The sequence below is a fragment of the Staphylococcus caseorum genome, assembly GCF_049943195.1.
Taxonomy (GTDB): domain Bacteria; phylum Bacillota; class Bacilli; order Staphylococcales; family Staphylococcaceae; genus Staphylococcus; species Staphylococcus equorum_A.
In genome coordinates this window covers 2,013,249-2,032,142 of record NZ_JBNFUA010000001.1, presented here as the reverse complement: position 1 = coordinate 2,032,142, position 18,894 = coordinate 2,013,249, and the positions used below count along the sequence as shown (strand labels likewise).

Below are 18,894 nucleotides of genomic sequence, written 5' to 3'. Positions count from 1 at the left end.
ACAGTATCGGTATATTTCCCTCATGTCAATATTAAAATGATTTATACAAATTTTCATAACATCTATGATATGAAAGTAGAATGTGAATACTAAATATTATTTATGAGACTACAACATTTTAAGGTGAAGACACAAATTACATGAAACTTTCCACAAAACAGTCTGTTTGTCTGAAGTAGATTAAGTCGGCTAAAATAGTATTGTATAAACAATAGACTATCGTGTTAGAAGGGGTAACGGTAAATGACAAACTTTAAACGATTGGAAACGTACTTAAATATTAATTCCGATTATTACAATAAAGTCGATTTAGAGACGTTGAATCATTATATTCACCAATATGTACTACATGTGCCGTTTGAAAATATTAATGTTCAAAATAAGCAACCCATCGCACTAGATGATGAAACGATGCTTCATAAAATCATTCGAGCGCATAGAGGTGGTTTTTGCTATGAACAAAATAGATTGTTTTATAGCTTTTTAAAGGAAAAAGGTTTTGACGTTTATATGATTTCTGCAACTATTAATACAGGTGAGGGATGGGCAATGGAAGGGTCTCATATGGCTTTGATTGTACGTTTAAATCAGCATAAATATCTGGTCGATGTTGGTTATGCGGATGTACCTAAAAGAGCGATGCCGCTTATTAAGAATCAAAATGAAGTGAGCGATGTAAATGGTACATTTCAAGTGATACATATTGATGCGGATACAATTGAAATGCAAAAGTATAAAACAGGTGATTGGGAAACACAATATAGAGCAAGTGATATATCTAAAACGCTCAAAGATTTTACAGCGGGAATTGAATTTAATCAGCATCATCCAGACTCTGTTTTTGTTCGAAAATTATTGGTTAGTAAAGCCAAAACATACGGCAGAGTTACATTGTCTAATGCACATTTAACGATATCAAAAAATGGAGAAGTTCAAAAAATTCCAGTAACCCAAAATAATTATCAAGCTTTACTAAGTGATTACTTTGGGATAGACGATATTCGGATTCAAACATTTGAACAGCATTAAATGAATTGATAATCATGAAGGCGTTTATATTACGAGTAGTTCTTGTTTGTAATATGAATGTCATACAAATAATATACTCACGCGCAACTTTAAGCTGTATAATAATATAGTGAGCAATGAATGATAAAATGTAAAAAGAAATATTGGGAGGTTTACATAAGTGCGTAAAAAAATAATTGCAACTGTAATAGGGACAAGCGCGATAGCGGCTGTAACTTCAGCAAATGCTGATGCTGCAACAACTTATAAAGTTAAGAGCGGGGATTCTCTGTGGTCAATAGCAAATAAATATGATATTTCAATTTCAAAATTGAAATCGTTGAATAATTTGACGTCTAACGTTATTTTTCCTAACCAAACATTGAAAGTTTCTGGTTCAACAAGTACATCAACGAATACATCATCAGGATCAACATATACAGTGAAATCTGGAGACACGTTATCAGGCATCGCTGCTAAACACGGTACGACTTACCAAAAAATCATGAGTTTAAATAATTTATCAAACACTAACACTTATCCTGGACAGAAGTTGAAGGTATCGGGAACAGCTTCAACTGGTGGTTCAAGTTCATCAGGTGGGACGAACAGTGGCAGTACAACAACATATACAGTGAAATCAGGCGATTCTTTATCAGCAATCGCTGCAAGATATGGCACGACTTACCAAAAAATCATGAGTTTAAATGGTTTATCAAATACTAATATTTATCCAGGACAGAAGTTGAAAGTTTCAGGGACAGCTTCAACTGGTGGATCAGGTTCATCAGGATCTACAGGTTATAACACACCGATATTTAATCATTCCAATTTGTATGACTGGGGCCAATGCACATGGCACGTATTTAACAAACGTGCACAAATTGGTAAAGGCATTAGTACATATTGGTGGAATGCTAATAGTTGGGATACTGGCGCAGCAGCTGATGGTTATACAGTTGACCATAAGGCAACAGTGGGATCTATTTTACAATCTGATCAAGGTTATTATGGTCATGTTGCATTCGTAGAATCTGTTAATTCTAACGGTAGTATTACTATTTCAGAAATGAATTACGGTGCATCACCAGGTATTGTAACTTACAGAACGATTCCTGCATCACAAGTAAGTTCATATAAATATATTCACTAATTTGAAAAGTGCTTCTGATGTATTTTAAAACGAATACGTTAGAAGCATTTTTATGTTCTTTTTAAAAAAATGCCAACAGAGCGCGTGTCCCTGTTGGCAGATTGATTTTATAGTAATTAGTTGTGAAAAGGTTTTTCCTAAAGAAAATGAGAGATTATGCTTCTTTACGTATAGATTGTACACGTTTAGCAGTCGTGAATAATGTGCTAGCTGCTGTGAAAGTTGAAAAACCTTTAACGAATTTACGCGGTGATTTTAATGCTGTATAAAAATCGAGTACCGCACCTGCACTTGTGATTGCCATGCTAGCGTAAAGTAATTTTTTGTTTTTTGATTGATAGGCGTACCAGTTGAAACCTTCTACGGCAATACCTACAAAATTGATTGTATTAGAAATGCGATTAATGCTTGGTTTTTTAGCCATTTTTATTGTATCCTCCATTTTGAAAGTGAATATATTGTTCAATATTATAACATTTTATGAGTTGATTGTTATGTTCCACACTGTGATGTTGCTCTAAATGAGATGTTCTCGAATAATAAAATATGATAACATAAGCGCAGTTAGTTTGAAAATGGTACGATTATTTCCGTATAAATAAAAAATTGAAATACGTTTGGAGTGCGTAGTTATGATTAAATGTGTTTGTTTAGTTGTTGAAGAAAATGACGAATTACTACTAGTACAAGCTAGAGATAGAGAGAAATATTATTTTCCAGGCGGTAAAATAGATGGTGATGAAACTTATAAGCAAGCATTACAGAGAGAGTTGAAAGAGGAACTGCAAGTTGATGTATCGGAAAACTCGCTCATTTATATGGACACAGTTATTGGAGATGCTTATCCACAGCACAATGAGCAGACAGAACTGAATTGTTTTTATACAACAGAACAAATAGATTGGTCTAATGTTGCAACTGACCAAGAAATTACAGATGTAAAATGGATTCATAAGCTAGAGTTCAATAAAATCGCACCTGCAGTAGTGACTTGGATCAATGAACAATTAGAAAATATATTTATGATTCCATATAGTGCAGAACTTGTTTCAGATATTGAAAAAATCACAATTACGTCAGGAGACCATCAATTTACTAAAACGCCAAAAGTGAATATTGAACTTGCGCAACGCGACTCGGAACGTCATCCTGTACTCGTATATAACGACGAGCAACAATGTATAGGTTTTTTTACACTGCATGAAGGTGCAGGTGTAGCGCCTTATTCATTAAATAAAAATGCAATGTTTTTTAGGTCTTTTAGTGTAGATGCACATTATCGAGGACGTGGTTATGGAAAACAAATTATTCAAGCGTTGCCAGAATATATACATCGCCACTTTCCTAATATCGATGAAATTTGCCTGGCGGTCAATGATAATAATGAAGTAGCTCAAAAATTATATCGACAGTGTCATTATAACGAAGTATGTGAAACCTTATTAGAAGGTAGACCTGTTTATATCTTACATCAACAAATATAATCAACTTAAAAATGCGTCATATAAGTTAACATAGAATGTTAATTTATATGACGCATTTTTGCTATTCATTTTGACCGGGGGTATGATTTTGATCAAAGGAGTGATTTAGATGAATATGAATGATACTTTATTTTTATTTTTGTGTACGTTACTTGTATGGTTAATGACGCCAGGGTTGAGTTTGTTTTATGGTGGGCTTGTACAATCTAAAAATGTGTTGAATACAGTTATGCAAAGTATGTCAGCGATTGTTGTCGTGACATTCGCGTGGGTTATTTTAGGCTTTAGCTTAAGCTTTGGTCCAGGAAATACTATTATAGGAGACTTTACATACTTGGGGTTAAAACAAGTTGGCTTTAATACACAAGATGATATTGCTACGCATATTCCTATAGCGCTTTTTATGCTGTTTCAATTAATGTTTTGTACCATTGCTGTATCGATTTTGTCAGGATCAATTGCAGAAAAAATGAAGTTTATACCCTATTTAATTTTTGTATTTTTATGGGTTCTTTTAGTTTACAGTCCAGTTGCACATTGGGTATGGGGAGGTGGCTGGATTCATAAATTAGGTGCGATAGATTATGCAGGGGGTACAGTAGTTCATATTACATCAGGAGTATCAGGACTAGTATTGGCCTTGATGATAGGTGCAGGGAAAAACTTTGATAAACGACCACCTCATAATCTTATTATTACGCTAGTAGGTGGCATATTAGTATGGGTTGGTTGGTATGGGTTTAACGTGGGAAGCGCATTAACATTCAATGATATTGCTATGACTTCTTTTGTAAATACTGTTTTAGCAGCAAGTGCAGGTTCGTTGGGATGGTTGCTTATAGAGTACATTATGAAAAAAACAACAAGTTTGATTGGTATGTTATCAGGAATGTTAGCCGGTTTAGTAGCAATTACGCCTTCTGCCGGATTTGTAGACTATATGAGTGCAATAGCGATTGCATTGATTGGTGGCGTTAGTTGTTATTTTGCAATTAATTATATTAAAGTGAAACTAAAATATAATGATGCATTGGATGCTTTTGGCATACATGGTATCGGTGGTATTATCGGTGCAATTTTAACAGGTGTCTTTCAATCTCATAAAGTGAATGACGAAATAGTAAATGGATTACTTTTTGGTGGCAATTTACAAACTGTATGGACACAATTGATTGCAGTTTTTGTAACAGTTGTTTTTAGCGGTTGCTTAACGTTTTTAATTGCAAAAGGAATAACATTATTTAGTGCTTTAGGCACAGACAAAGTCGAAGAAGTAAATGGATTGGATTATGTTGTTCATGGAGAACGTGCTTATTTCAGTGGAGAGTTAAATAAATTTAATAAGCTGCCTTAATGGATTGAAGAAAAAATAAGTCAAAACCACTCATCTAATATTTAATACAAGATGAGTGGTTTTGTTTATTTATACGTATGCTTTATAGGTAATTTCATTTTTTGTTCCTTTTTGATTAATAGCGAGGACAGCCAAGCCGTAATAGGGATGCTTATCGCAATCGCAATACCTCCTAATAAAATAGAGATAAATTCTTGAGCGAATATTTTAGAATTAATGATATGACCAAAGGAATAATTTAATTTGAAAAACCAGAAAAATAATGTGAGTTGACCTCCAAAATAAGCGAGATAAATTGTATTAGCTGATGTGGCTAAGATTTCTCTGCCTACACGCATTCCTGAATAAAATAGTTCTTTTTGAGTTAAATCAGGGTTGGTCTCACTTAATTCATACATGGGTGAACTAATTGTAATAGCTAAATCAATGACAGCAGCTATGACTGCAAGGACTATGGTGAAGACCATGAATTTAACCATGTCTATACCGATATTCATAGAGAAAATGTACGTTTCATCTTGTTGCTCAGTTGTGAATCCTTGTAGGTTACCGATAGATACAGAAAAGTAGATGGCTGCAATCAAGATGACTGTTGTTAGAATCGTTGCGTAAAAAGCTGCTTGTGTCTTGGTATTATAACTATTAAGTACAAATAGATTACACGCTGCGATAACGATACAAAAAATTAAGGTTACAAGATAAACCGGTGCGCCAAACATAATGATAATCAAGCTTATTAATAGGATGACAAAGTTTAAGAATAATGTCAGATAAGAGATGAGTCCTTTTTTACCACCAAAAATAAGCATGAGTATGAACAGTATGATACCTAAAATTGTTATTGCACTCATTGTTTAGCACCTCGCATTTTGAACCATACTTGCATCAATAATATTGTAATAGGAATTGTTAAGACGAGACCAATACCGCCTGTAATTGCCCGGGAAATTTCTAATGACCAATTCATAGAAATTGTGTAGGTAATGGTATTTGCATTTTTTAAATAAATAAGTAACATCGGTAAGCTTCCAGATAAATAAGAGAATAGTAAAATGTTGGTCATCGTCCCCATAATATCTTGGCCAATATTTCGTCCGGCAAGTGCCCAACGCGTCATACTAATATGAGGTGTTCGACGTAGGATTTCAGTCATCCCACTTGCAATTGTAATGGCGACATCCATTACTGCCCCAAGTGACCCAATCATTACCGATGCGAGAAAGACTTCTTTAGGTGGTAATGTTAAGAAACTCATCGTTTCAAATTTTAATCCTTCGCCATCAGTCATTTGAATTACTAATTGTGTTAACCCTACGCATATAAAAGTACCAAGAAAGGTACTAACAATAGTAATGAGCGTGCGCCATTGCCAACCAGTAACTAGCAATAAGGTTAATGTAGTAGATATGATAACTCCGATACTCATTAGACTGAATAAAGTCATAATATGGAATTGGTTATAAATATAAATCGCTAGAATGACGACGGCTGTGTTAATTGCCAAAGATAAAATGGATTGAAGTCCGATTTTCCTACCTACAAGAAGTACCGTTAATAAAAATAAACCTGTCACGGCTACTACGAGGCTATCACGCTTTTTCTCTAATATATATGCGTCATTTGGATGTTTATCGATATGTAGTAAGACTTTATTATTTTTAGAAAATTTTTCACTATCTGCTTGAGATTCATAATATTCATGTGGAATCGTTGCAGTTTGACCTTCAAATTTTCCGTTTAAAATTGTAAGTTTCAATGTTTCTGTATGTTTTATATCTTTATTATGATGGTCATCTGTGGTCTTAGATGTAGATTTATTTTCAATATTTGTAATTTGACCAATAGGTGTATCGTAAAACTTAGCGTTTACAAATGTGAAAATAAACAACCCAATAAATATGATGCAAAACAACAATAATACCCAATTGAAAGGGCGTTTGATTAGTGTTTTGATTGGCATCGCTCTAATTCAATCCTCTCTTTATAGACAATGCGATTATACGCGTCTCATATGTTGAATTCAACGATTTATAGGTTTGCGTATGAATTTTGAATTAGTGATACGTTGTACTGCGACTCAACAATTGATCGATCATTGAAAGCATTAAGCGAATGTCGTTTTTACGATTATCTTGGCGCATCACACTACAAATTGTGCGTTTTAGCTCTGTATGTCCGAGAGAGATGTCCACCCATTTATCAGGGTTCTTCTCTAGTAGGTGATAGGAAGCTGCGATAATATATCCACGCTCTTTATTTAAAATGTATTGTGCGAGTTGTGGATGGGTAATGGTACGTATTGGTTTTACTACAATATTGGCTAATGTTTGCTTGATATGCTGAGGTAACGGATAAAGTTCGTAAATTATTTTGTCTGAAAACTGTACTAGAGGCGGGTGGGTTGCCATAGTAATTGGTGCGTCTTTAGGGGCGTAGACGTGGTAGTTTTCCTCGAACAAAGCATTTACTTTTAGTTCGCGATTTTGTTTGATGTCATTTGATAAATCGGTAAATGCAATATCGATTTGATCAGTGGTTAAAGCATTTAAAATTTCACTTTCTTCCATTAGAATAGGTTCGACAATTGAATCGCTCTGATTTTCAAAAGATTGTATTAATAGCGTGAGTACTTGTGAGATATAACTTTCAACATAACCGATACGAATAATAAAATGATTGGATTCTGATTGTTTATGAAATAGACGGACGGTTTCGTCGAATTGATCTATAATTTTAGTTGCTTCTGAAAATAATTGCTTCCCTTCATCGGTAAGATAAATATTGCGGCCTTCTCTACTAAATAATTTAACTTGTAATTCTTTTTCGAGTTGCGTAATTTGACGACTTATTGCAGATTGTGCGATTTCCAATTCAAGTGCAGCTTCTGATAAATGCTCCCTTTTTGCGACTTCTATAAAGTATTTTAGTTGTTTGATTTCCATTGTATCCCCCCAAATTCAAAAACATTCTAATAATTAGAATAATATCATCTATTTTATATATTGAACAGATTGATCAACTACTATATAGTTTACTTACTAATTTAATATTCAGAATTTTCGAAAAATAGGTGAAGATCATGCTCGAATACAATAAGAAAATTGGCTTATATGATAGTCGTGAGGAACATGATGCATGTGGTATTGGCTTTTATGCCAATATGGATAACGAAAGGAACCATGCTATTGTCGAAAAATCATTGGAGATGCTGCGTAGGTTAGATCACCGTGGCGGTCTTGGTGCAGACAGTGTGACAGGTGATGGTGCAGGGATTATGACCGAAGTGCCATACGATTATTTTTCAAAACAAACGGACTTTGATTTGCCTGAAGAAGGTCAATATGCCGTTGGGATGTTTTTTACAAATGAACCGATTGCTGGTTCTCAGCACGAGGCACAGTTTAATGCACACTTTGAAGCGGAAGGATTAAGCGTAATTGGTTATAGAGATGTACCTGTAGACATTAATGCAATTGCTTCACATGTTGCCGATACAATGCCTTTTATTCAACAAGTGTTCGTGGCATTAAATGATGTTTCACATGTAGATCGTAAATTATTTTTAGCGCGAAAACAAATTGAAAATTATGCGAATCAGCAACAACTAGATTTATATTTTACAAGTCTGTCGAATAGAACGATTGTATATAAAGGATGGTTGCGTTCGGATCAGATTAAGGCTTTATATCAAGATTTGAATCACGAATCTTATGTTTCGAAATTAGGACTTGTTCATTCGCGTTTCAGTACAAATACCTTTCCAAGTTGGAAACGTGCACATCCTAATAGATTACTTATGCATAACGGTGAGATCAATACGATTAAAGGTAATGTAAACTGGATGCGCGCTAGACAAGATGAGCTGATTGAAACTATTTTTGGTGACGAAAAGGACAAGGTAAAAGAAATTATTGATGAAGATGGCAGTGACTCGGCTATAGTCGATAATGCTTTAGAATTTTTATCATTAGCTATGGAGCCTGAAAGAGCAGCGATGCTCATGATTCCAGAGCCTTGGTTATACAACAAAGCTAACGATGCGAATGTACGTGCTTTCTATGAGTATTATAGTTATTTAATGGAACCATGGGATGGACCGACGATGATTTCGTTTTGTAATGGAGACAAGATTGGTGCTTTAACGGATAGAAATGGCTTAAGACCAGGACGTTATACTATAACGAAAGACAATTACATTGTTTTTTCATCTGAAGTTGGTGTAGTTGATGTACCTGAAAAGAACGTTGCGTTTAAAGGCCAGTTGAACCCTGGGAAGTTATTACTTGTTGATTTTAACCAACATAAAGTGATTGAAAATAATGAGTTAAAAGCAAATATCGCAGATGAACTGCCTTATGAAAGTTGGTTAAACCAGTTTAAAGTAGATTTGGATTTAGAAAATGTGACGTATAAATCATCTGAGTGGGATAGTGCAACATTGAATCGATTGCAAAAACAATTTGTCTATACCAAAGAAGAAATGGATAAATACATGACAGAACTGGTTGAAAATAAAAAAGATCCAATTGGGGCAATGGGTTATGACATACCTATTGCAGTATTAAACGAAAAAAATGAAACACTTTTTAATTATTTCAAGCAATTATTCGCTCAAGTAACAAACCCGCCTATTGACGCTTATCGTGAAAAAATTGTCACTAGTGAGTTAGCTTATTTAGGCAGCGAAGGGAATTTGTTAAATCCTAATGAGGACGTGTTAAATAGAATTCAGCTTAAACGTCCCGTGATGACAGAAGCGCAACTTGAGGAAATTGAACAGAGTAGATTTAACGTAAGACATCTATCGACTGTTTATAAAGACGATTTAGAAGCAGCATTAGACGCTTTAGGGGGTAAAGCGATACGTGCTGTTAAAGAAGGTAGTGAAATTTTAGTATTAGATGATCGTACACTTGTAACAGAAAAAGGTTATGCAATGCCTATATTACTTGCGGTGAGTCATATTCATCAATTGCTTATCCGAGAAGGTCTACGTATGCGTACGAGTATTGTTGCTTTGTCAGGCGAAACAAGAGAGGTACATCATGTTGCATGCTTATTAGGTTACGGTGCAAATGCGGTAGTGCCATATTTAGCACAACGTACGATTGAACAATTGGTCTTGAACCAACGTTTAGAAGGGGATATTTCTGAAAATGTTCAAACCTATACACATACCTTGTCTGAAGGTGTCATCAAAGTAATGGCTAAGATGGGTATTTCTACAGTTCAAAGTTATCAAGGGGCACAGATTTTTGAAGCTGTAGGACTTTCAAATGAAATTGTAGACAAATATTTCACTGGCACACAGTCTAAGTTATCTGGGATAACGATGGATTTAATTGATAAAGAAAATAAAGCGAGACAAACACCTGAGAGTGAATACATTGAATCAGGTAGTACGTTCCAATGGCGCAAACAAGGCCAACATCACGCGTTTAATCCAACTTCGATACATTTATTGCAACATGCATGTCGCTTAAACGATTATGAAAAATTCAAAGCATTTTCAAATGAAGTTAATCATAAGCGAACAGACCATATTCGTCATTTGATGGAATTTAAAAAGCAGAAATCAATAGATATCGATAAAGTTGAACCTGCGAGTAAGATTGTACAACGTTTCAATACTGGAGCGATGAGTTATGGTTCGATTTCAGAAGAGGCACATCAAACGCTTGCAGAAGCAATGAATCAAATGGGCGGTAAAAGTAATAGTGGTGAAGGCGGCGAAAATCCTGAACGTTTTGTAATAGATGAAGAAGGTAAAAATCGTTCAAGTGCTATTAAACAAGTTGCTTCAGGTCGCTTTGGAGTAACGAGTGATTACTTACAACATGCAAAAGAAATACAAATTAAAGTTGCGCAAGGCGCTAAACCAGGGGAAGGCGGACAACTACCAGGTACGAAAGTATATCCGTGGATTGCGGAAGTAAGGGGTTCTACACCAGGTATTGGCTTAATATCACCACCGCCACATCACGATATTTATTCAATAGAAGATTTAGCACAATTAATTCACGATTTAAAAAATGCCAACAAAGATGCAAATATTACAGTTAAACTTGTCTCTAAAACAGGTGTCGGTACGATTGCGGCAGGTGTCGCGAAAGCATACGCTGATAAAATCGTAATCAGTGGTTATGATGGTGGGACAGGAGCATCACCTAAAACAAGCATTCAACATGCAGGCGTGCCATGGGAAATTGGTCTATCAGAGACGCATCAAACCTTAATGATGAACGGCTTAAGATCAAGAGTGAAAGTGGAAACCGATGGCAAATTACTTACAGGTAAAGATGTCGCTTATGCATGTGCGTTAGGTGCTGAAGAATTTGGTTTTGCCACTGCACCGCTAGTAGTTATGGGATGTATTATGATGCGCGTATGTCATAAAGATACATGTCCAGTAGGTATCGCTACACAAAATCAAGATTTACGCGCGTTATTCAATGGTAGAGCAGACCATGTAGTTAATTTCATGCATTTTGTAGCGGAAGAATTAAGAGGAATATTAGCTGAACTCGGTTTGAAATCAGTCGATGAATTAGTAGGGAGAACGGATTTATTACAACGAAGTAGCCAGTTATCATCACGTCGCTCTAAAGCAGCTACTATGAATGTTGAAGCGTTGTTGTATCAACATGAAGGTGACAGATTTAATAAAATAAAACAAAGTCATCACCTTGATGAAGGATTTGATTTAACGAGATTGTATCCTGACGCACAAACAGCTATTGAAAAAGGTGAAGCATTTACAGGTAAATATAAATTAAAAAATGAACAAAGAGACGTAGGTGTAATCACTGGTAGTGCAATTACTAGGATTCATGGCTCTGAAGGTTTACCTGAAGACACGATTTATGCCCAAACACAGGGTCATGGTGGGCAAAGCTTAGCAGCATATACGCCTAGTGGATTAACGATTCATCATACAGGTGACGCAAATGATTATGTTGGTAAAGGATTATCTGGCGGTAAGATTATTGTGAAAGCGCCGAATAAACACCGTGAAAATGAAATTATTATTGGTAATGTTTGTTTTTACGGTGCATCACATGGTAAAGCGTATATTAATGGTAAGGCAGGAGAACGTTTCTGTATCCGAAATAGTGGTGTACAAGCAGTTGTCGAAGGTATTGGCGACCACGGGCTTGAATATATGACTGGCGGACGTGTCGTTATACTTGGAGAAGTAGGTAAAAACTTTGGCCAAGGTATGAGTGGCGGCGTGAGTTACATTTTCCCATCAGACGTTGAAGCTTTTAGAAAAGAACATAAATTAGACAGTCTAGATTTCGATACGATTAGTGTAAAAGCAGAGCGTGAAATTTTGAAAGACATGCTACAAGCTCATGTTAAATATACACAGAGCACAAAAGCACAAGCTATTCTAAATGATTTTGAAAATGTGGCACAAAAAGTAGTCAAAGTAGTTCCGAAAGACTATAAATTAATGATGCAAAAAATAGAATTACAAAAACGTGATTCGAGTGAATTAGATGAAGCGTTGTTGAATGCATTTAATGATAAACGTACAAGCTTAGCATCAGAAGAACAGCAGACTGCCGTATATTAACCATAAAGGGGGATTTGTCATGGGCGAATTCAAAGGATTTATGAATTATGACAAACAACAATTAGATGAATTGTCATTGGTTGAACGTATAAGTAATCACGATGCCTTTCAACAGAGGTTTACTAAGGATGAAGCAGCAGAACAAGGTGCACGTTGTATGGATTGTGGGACACCATTTTGCCAAACGGGGGAACCTCATGGAAAAGAAACAATTGGTTGCCCAATTGGGAATTATATTCCGGAGTGGAACGATCTCGTTTATAGAAAAGATTTTAAAACAGCATATGAACGCTTGAGTGAGACAAATAACTTTCCAGAATTCACGGGTCGCGTTTGTCCTGCGCCTTGTGAACAATCGTGTGTAATGAAAATTAATCGTGAATCTGTTGCTATCAAAGGTATTGAACGTACGATTATTGATGAAGCTTATGAAAATGGCTGGGTTAAACCAACAAAGCCTGAGCAACGTCAATCCGAAACGGTAGCAATCGTCGGCAGTGGTCCAGCTGGGTTAACAGCGGCAGACGAACTAAATAAACTAGGATACAAAGTAACAGTATATGAACGTGCACATGAAGTGGGTGGGCTTCTAATGTATGGTATTCCTAATATGAAATTAGATAAGGATGTCGTGCGTCGTAGAATTGAAGTGATGAAACAATCAGGTATTGAATTTATGACAGATACAGAAATTGGTGTAGACGTAAGTCGTGATGAATTAAATGAACGACACGATGCAATTATACTTTGTACAGGTTCACAAAATGCGAGAGATTTACCATTAGAAGGACGCATGGGATTTGGAATTCACTTTGCAATGGATTACTTAACTGAACAAGGCCAATTTTTAAATGGAGAAATTAACGAACCTGAGATTTCAGCTAAAGGAAAAAATGTCATTGTGATTGGTGCTGGTGATACAGGTGCTGACTGTGTAGCGACAGCACTGCGTGAAAATTGTAAGTCTATCGTTCAATTTAATAAATACACAAAGCAGCCAGAAGAGATTACATTTGATGAAAATACGTACTGGCCAATAGCAATGCCTGTGTTCAAGATGGATTATGCACACAAAGAATATGAGGCGCGTTTTGGTTTTGAACCACGTGCATATGGTGTACAAACGATGCGTTACGATGTTGATCGTATCGGCAATGTAAAAGGTGTTTATACTCAAATACTTGAAGAAACAGAAGATGGAATGGTCGTGGTGGATGGCACAGAACGTCACTGGCCAGCAGATCTAGTCTTATTGTCTATCGGTTTTGTCGGTACAGAAACGACCGTCCCTCATGCTTTTGATATTCAAACTAAACGTAATAAAATAGTGGCTGATAATAAAGATTTTAGAACGAATCAACCACACATATTTGCAGCGGGCGACGCGAGAAGAGGTCAAAGTCTTGTGGTCTGGGCTATTCAAGAAGGAAGGGCTGTCGCAGATTCAGTAGATGCTTACTTAAAAGAAAAAGCACTTGTATAGTGCTGAAATTTTAATTGACTTTTGAAACGGGCTATAATATTATAAATAATGTATTTATTTGGAGGAATACCCAAGCCCGGCTGAAGGGATCGGTCTTGAAAACCGACAGGGGCTTAACGGCCCGCGGGGGTTCGAATCCCTCTTCCTCCGCCATAATATTATAAAATTAAAACTAATAAATAGAGTAGACAAGTAATCAATCATGTATTGAGTGCTTGTCTTTTTTATTTGCCATTTTTAAGTTGTTTTGTATTAATTAAATGAATCCATTGAAAAAATTATACAAAAACATGAAAATAACATTATTTTTTTAAATTAACATGAAAGCCTTTACATAACTTGTCTATACAAGTTATACTTTCAGTGATGTTAAAAGAAAAAGGGAGTGAATCATCATGGCAGTTAAAAAGAAAGATGTGCAAGATATAGTCGAAGCTATTGGGGGCAAAGACAACTTGGACACAGCAACGCACTGTGTAACACGTTTGCGACTTGTCTTGAAAGATGATGATAAAGTAGATAAGGATCGATTGGGGGATAACGATTTAGTAAAAGGACAATTCAAAGCTGATAATCAGTATCAAATTGTCATTGGTCCAGGCACAGTCGATGAAGTTTACAAACAATTCATTGAAGAAACAGGTGTAGGTGAAGCGTCAAAAGACGATACGAAAGCTGCAGCGGCTAAAAAGGGTAATCCGGTTCAAAGATTGATTAAATTGTTGGGAGACATATTTATTCCAATCTTACCGGCAATTGTTACTGCTGGTTTACTTATGGGGATTAATAATTTACTTACGATGGAAGGGCTATTTGGTCCTAAACCGTTAGTAGAACAATTTCCTCAACTTGGAGATATCTCTAATATTATCAATGTAATTGCAAGTACAGCATTCATATTCTTACCAGCATTAATCGGTTGGAGTAGTATGCGTGTGTTTGGTGGGAGTCAAATACTTGGTCTAGTACTAGGTTTAATTCTAATGAATCCACAATTAGCTTCACAATACGATATTGCTAGTGGTAATATTCCTACTTGGGATATTTTCGGTTTAGAAATTAAGCAATTGAACTATGAAGGACAAGTATTGCCGATTTTACTTGCTGCTTATGTATTAGCTCAAATCGAGAAATTCTTAAATAAATATATTCATGATTCAATTAAAATGTTAGTTGTAGGGCCTGTGGCACTACTAATTACAGGTTTCTTAGCATTTATAGTTATTGGACCGGTTGCATTATGGCTTGGTACAGGAATTACAGAAGGCGTGACATTTGTCTTTGAACATGCTGGCTGGTTAGGTGGCGCACTTTATGGTTTGTTCTATGCACCACTCGTTATTACAGGTTTGCATCACATGTTCTTAGCGGTAGATTTCCAATTAATGGGAAGTAGCCTTGGCGGCACATACCTATGGCCGATTCTTGCAATCTCAAACATTTGTCAAGGTTCAGCAGCATTTGGCGCATGGTTTGTCTATAGAAGACGTAAAATGGGCAAAGAACAAGGTCTTGCTATGACTTCAGGTATTTCAGGTTTCTTAGGTGTAACAGAACCAGCATTATTCGGGGTAAACTTACCACTAAAATACCCATTTATAGCAGCAATTTCAACATCTTGTGTGATAGGTGGTATTATAGGTGCGAGTCGTGTGCTTGGTAGTGTAGGCGTAGGCGGCGTGCCAGCTATTATTTCTATCCAAAAGGATTTCTGGTTAATTTATGCTATTTGTACCCTTTTAGCAATTGTCGTACCAGCAATTTTAACTGTTATTCTATCAAGATTTAGTAAAGAAGAAACAAAAGAAATGGTTGAAAAATAATTCAAGTTATATAGATAAGTACAATTAAACTCGCTAAAATTGATTAGCGAGTTTCTTTTTAAAATAGTAAAAGAAAAGGCGGTAATTGTTATGGCACATAATGATTGGAGAAAATCAGTTGTTTATCAAATTTATCCAAAATCATTTAATGATACAACGGGCAGTGGAGAAGGTGATTTACAAGGTATTATTGAAAAACTAGATTATTTACAATATCTAGGTGTGGATTACATTTGGTTAACGCCAGTATATGAATCACCAATGAACGATAACGGCTATGATATTAGTAACTATTACAAAATCAATGAAAAATTTGGAACAATAGAAGATCTTGAAACATTAGTAAGTGAAGCACATAAGCGTGATTTAAAAGTTATGATGGATATTGTAATTAATCATACCTCTACAAAGCATGAATGGTTTAAGCAAGCGTATCCAGATAAAGAAAGTGCCTATAGGGATTATTACTTCTTTAGACGATCAGCAGATAATCAACCTCCAACAAACTGGGAGTCAAAATTTGGCGGCAATGCGTGGAAATACGATGAAAAAACAGAAGAATATTATTTGCACCTATTCGACGTTACACAAGCTGATTTAAATTGGGATAATCCTGAGGTGCGAGACGCTTTATATGACATCGTTAACCACTGGATTAGTTTTGGTGTAGATGGCTTTAGATTTGATGTGCTTAATTTGATTTCTAAAGGTGAGTTTAAAGACTCTGAAAAAATCGGTAAAGAGTTTTATACAGATGGACCACGTGTACATGAATACGTACATGAAATGAATCGTCGTACGTTTGGAGACAAAGATATAATGACAGTTGGTGAAATGTCCTCAACTACAATAGATCATTGTATTAAATATACGAATACTAAGCGCCAAGAATTAAGTAGTGTCTTTAATTTCCATCATTTAAAAGTAGACTATGCTGATGGTGAAAAATGGACGAATGCTAAATTAGATTTCCATAAATTAAAAGATATACTTATGGAATGGCAACTCGGTATTTATGAAGGCGGCGGTTGGAACGCAATATTTTGGTGTAACCATGACCAGCCTCGTGTTGTTTCGCGTTTTGGTGATGACTCGTCTGAACCAATGCGTAAACAAAGTGCTAAGATGTTAGCTACTGTACTGCATATGTTACAAGGCACGCCTTACATTTTCCAAGGCGAAGAAATAGGTATGACAAATCCGGGTTTTGAAACAATTGACCAGTATCGTGATGTTGAATCTTTAAATGCTTATCAAAATATGAAAGATGTAGGTTATAAAGAAGAAGAAATCATTACGATATTAGGACAAAAATCTCGCGACACTTCAAGAACACCAGTTCAATGGACTGATACAGAGCATGCGGGCTTTACTACAGGTACACCATGGATTGATATTCCAAATAATTTTGATAAAATCAATGTTGAAGCGGCGATTAAAGATGAAGCATCTATATTGCACACTTATAGACATTTGATTCACTTACGTCATGAACACGATATTATTACGTATGGGAGTATAGAACCTTTATATATGGAGCATAATGAGTTATTTGTTTATAAACGTCATTATAATGATGAAACTTGGCTTGTTATTGCAAATTTTTCAAATGAACAAGTAGCGATTCCAGAAGATTTAGCTATTGAGGGAGAAATTATTATCCAACATGGTGAAGTTACAAATGAATTAATTGATGGATTTGGCGCAATAGTAATTGCACAATAATTTAGAAAAGGGCAGTGAGTGAGCGCGCATGACACAGAAAAAATTTATTACGATATATGAAACAATACGTACAGACATCATAGAGTCACGCATATCGTATGGCACTCAATTGCCATCAGAGCATGAGTTAGTAGAAACCTATAGTGCCTCTCGTGAAACAGTACGTAAAGCATTGAACTTATTAGTGAGAGACGGTATGATTCAAAAGATTCGCGGTAAAGGTTCGGTTGTTATCTATCAAGGCTTAACAGAGTTTCCTTTTGCAGATTTAACCAGCTTCAGAGAAGTTCAACAAGGATTAGGGCTGCGACATGAAACTGACGTCAAAGTATTTGAAAAAATAACTGCAGGGGAAGTGCCGAAAGTACAAAAGGCATTGAATGTTCGACACGGAACAGTATTGTGGCATGTTGTTCGAATTAGGAAAATAGAAAATAGAGTGAAGATTATAGATGAAGACTACTTAATAGAAGCAATTGTTCCGAACCTTACTACGGAGATTGCTAAAGCATCACTATATGAGTATATAGAAGATGTATTAGGTTTAGAAATTAGTTACTCTAATAAGTCGATTACTTTTGAGGCCTTCGGAGAAGTAGAACAAGAAATATTTGGCACTGTAGTTCCACCATATACAGCAACAGTTCGAGGTATTGTACATTTGAAAGATACTACAATATTCCAATATAATGTTTCGAAACACTTAGCCACAGAGTTTAAATTCAATGATTTTTCTAGACGTCATAAAAGGTAAAATACTTTATCGTAAAAATGACTATAATGTGAATTATATAATGAAGATAAAGTATCTAGGATAGGTTATACTTGCAATCAGTTGTTAAATTATAGTATGATATATTTTGCCGTGCTAAGTGGGGAGGTAGCGGTTCCCTGTACTCGAAATCCGCTTTACGCGAGACTGAATTCCTTTGCTAAGGGTGTGTTTTTGTGAAGTCTGCCCAAAGCACGTAGTGTTTGAAGATCTCGGTCCTATGCAATATGAACCCACGAACCATGTCAGGTCCTGACGGAAGCAGCATTAAGTGGATTATCGTATGTGCCGTAGGGTTGCCGAGATTTAGCTAACGACTTTGGTTACGTTTGTGATACACATTCGAAGTGAAGGTGCACGGTTTTAAATTTTTAAATAATGAAATAAACTTATATAAATACTGAGCGACGTATCTTTTGATAGCAGTCGCTCTTTTTTTATATTAAAATATAAGGAATACTTTGATAGGATATTGGTATTGTTTAATACTTGTCACAAAGCCGATATTGTTAA

At 35.7% G+C, this 18,894-nt stretch carries 13 protein-coding genes, 1 tRNA gene and 1 other RNA gene; 11 read left to right on the top strand and 4 right to left on the bottom strand.

Features of this window, described 5'->3' with window-relative positions; all coding sequences use genetic code 11:
* Positions 1 to 243: 243 nt before the first annotated feature.
* Positions 244 to 1,029 carry an arylamine N-acetyltransferase family protein gene (locus ACP3TL_RS10435; RefSeq protein WP_069832188.1) on the top strand — a complete coding sequence of 262 codons (786 nt, stop codon included), beginning with the start codon at positions 244 to 246 and terminating at the stop codon, positions 1,027 to 1,029.
* 160 nt (positions 1,030 to 1,189) lie between these two features.
* Entirely contained in the window at positions 1,190 to 2,161 is a 972-nt protein-coding gene (locus tag ACP3TL_RS10430; protein WP_069832187.1) for a LysM peptidoglycan-binding domain-containing protein, read from the top strand.
* Between the two features lie 154 nt (positions 2,162 to 2,315).
* Here the strand turns inward: ACP3TL_RS10430 and ACP3TL_RS10425 are convergent, their stop codons facing one another.
* Complete coding sequence (locus ACP3TL_RS10425; protein WP_285326918.1) at positions 2,316 to 2,585, bottom strand: hypothetical protein; 270 nt, start codon at positions 2,583 to 2,585, stop codon at positions 2,316 to 2,318.
* Positions 2,586 to 2,793: 208 nt separating this feature from the next.
* On the opposite strand from ACP3TL_RS10425, the gene ACP3TL_RS10420 reads away from it, so the two are divergent.
* Together ACP3TL_RS10420 and ACP3TL_RS10415 are read left to right on the top strand one after the other, a co-directional pair.
* Positions 2,794 to 3,645 (top strand): GNAT family N-acetyltransferase, encoded by an 852-nt coding sequence (locus ACP3TL_RS10420; protein WP_069832186.1) that lies wholly within the window; start codon positions 2,794 to 2,796, stop codon positions 3,643 to 3,645.
* Positions 3,646 to 3,754: 109 nt separating this feature from the next.
* Positions 3,755 to 4,999, top strand: a complete 1,245-nt coding sequence (locus ACP3TL_RS10415; protein WP_069832185.1) for an ammonium transporter — start codon at positions 3,755 to 3,757, stop codon at positions 4,997 to 4,999.
* 65 nt (positions 5,000 to 5,064) lie between these two features.
* Here ACP3TL_RS10415 and ACP3TL_RS10410 read toward each other — a convergent pair whose 3' ends face one another.
* The 3 genes from ACP3TL_RS10410 to gltC all read right to left on the bottom strand — a co-directional run bounded on the left by ACP3TL_RS10410 (position 5,065) and on the right by gltC (position 7,941).
* Complete coding sequence (locus tag ACP3TL_RS10410) at positions 5,065 to 5,850, bottom strand: YibE/F family protein (protein ID WP_069826428.1); 786 nt, start codon at positions 5,848 to 5,850, stop codon at positions 5,065 to 5,067.
* Complete coding sequence (locus tag ACP3TL_RS10405) at positions 5,847 to 6,959, bottom strand: YibE/F family protein (RefSeq protein ID WP_069832184.1); 1,113 nt, start codon at positions 6,957 to 6,959, stop codon at positions 5,847 to 5,849. Before ACP3TL_RS10405 ends, ACP3TL_RS10410 begins: the two co-directional genes overlap by 4 nt.
* A gap of 94 nt (positions 6,960 to 7,053) precedes the next feature.
* Positions 7,054 to 7,941 (bottom strand): glutamate biosynthesis transcriptional regulator GltC, encoded by an 888-nt coding sequence (gene gltC, locus ACP3TL_RS10400; protein ID WP_069832183.1) that lies wholly within the window; start codon positions 7,939 to 7,941, stop codon positions 7,054 to 7,056.
* A gap of 137 nt (positions 7,942 to 8,078) precedes the next feature.
* Here gltC and gltB point away from each other — a divergent pair, with 137 nt between their 5' ends.
* The 7 genes from gltB to ffs all read left to right on the top strand — a co-directional run bounded on the left by gltB (position 8,079) and on the right by ffs (position 18,742).
* Positions 8,079 to 12,578, top strand: a complete 4,500-nt coding sequence (gene gltB, locus ACP3TL_RS10395) for a glutamate synthase large subunit (protein WP_069832182.1) — start codon at positions 8,079 to 8,081, stop codon at positions 12,576 to 12,578.
* A 19-nt stretch (positions 12,579 to 12,597) separates the two neighbouring features.
* Positions 12,598 to 14,061, top strand: a complete 1,464-nt coding sequence (locus ACP3TL_RS10390; RefSeq protein WP_069832181.1) for a glutamate synthase subunit beta — start codon at positions 12,598 to 12,600, stop codon at positions 14,059 to 14,061.
* Positions 14,062 to 14,121: 60 nt separating this feature from the next.
* Positions 14,122 to 14,214, top strand: a tRNA-Ser gene (locus ACP3TL_RS10385).
* 242 nt (positions 14,215 to 14,456) lie between these two features.
* Entirely contained in the window at positions 14,457 to 15,884 is a 1,428-nt protein-coding gene (treP, locus tag ACP3TL_RS10380) for a PTS system trehalose-specific EIIBC component (RefSeq protein WP_069833375.1), read from the top strand.
* A gap of 90 nt (positions 15,885 to 15,974) precedes the next feature.
* Entirely contained in the window at positions 15,975 to 17,609 is a 1,635-nt protein-coding gene (gene treC, locus ACP3TL_RS10375) for an alpha,alpha-phosphotrehalase (protein WP_277575773.1), read from the top strand.
* A gap of 28 nt (positions 17,610 to 17,637) precedes the next feature.
* The gene (gene treR, locus ACP3TL_RS10370) at positions 17,638 to 18,363 is read left to right on the top strand and encodes a trehalose operon repressor (RefSeq protein ID WP_069833377.1); all 726 of its coding nucleotides are present in this window, start codon (positions 17,638 to 17,640) and stop codon (positions 18,361 to 18,363) included.
* 109 nt (positions 18,364 to 18,472) lie between these two features.
* An RNA gene (ffs, locus tag ACP3TL_RS10365) (signal recognition particle sRNA large type) lies at positions 18,473 to 18,742 on the top strand.
* Positions 18,743 to 18,894 lie beyond the last annotated feature (152 nt).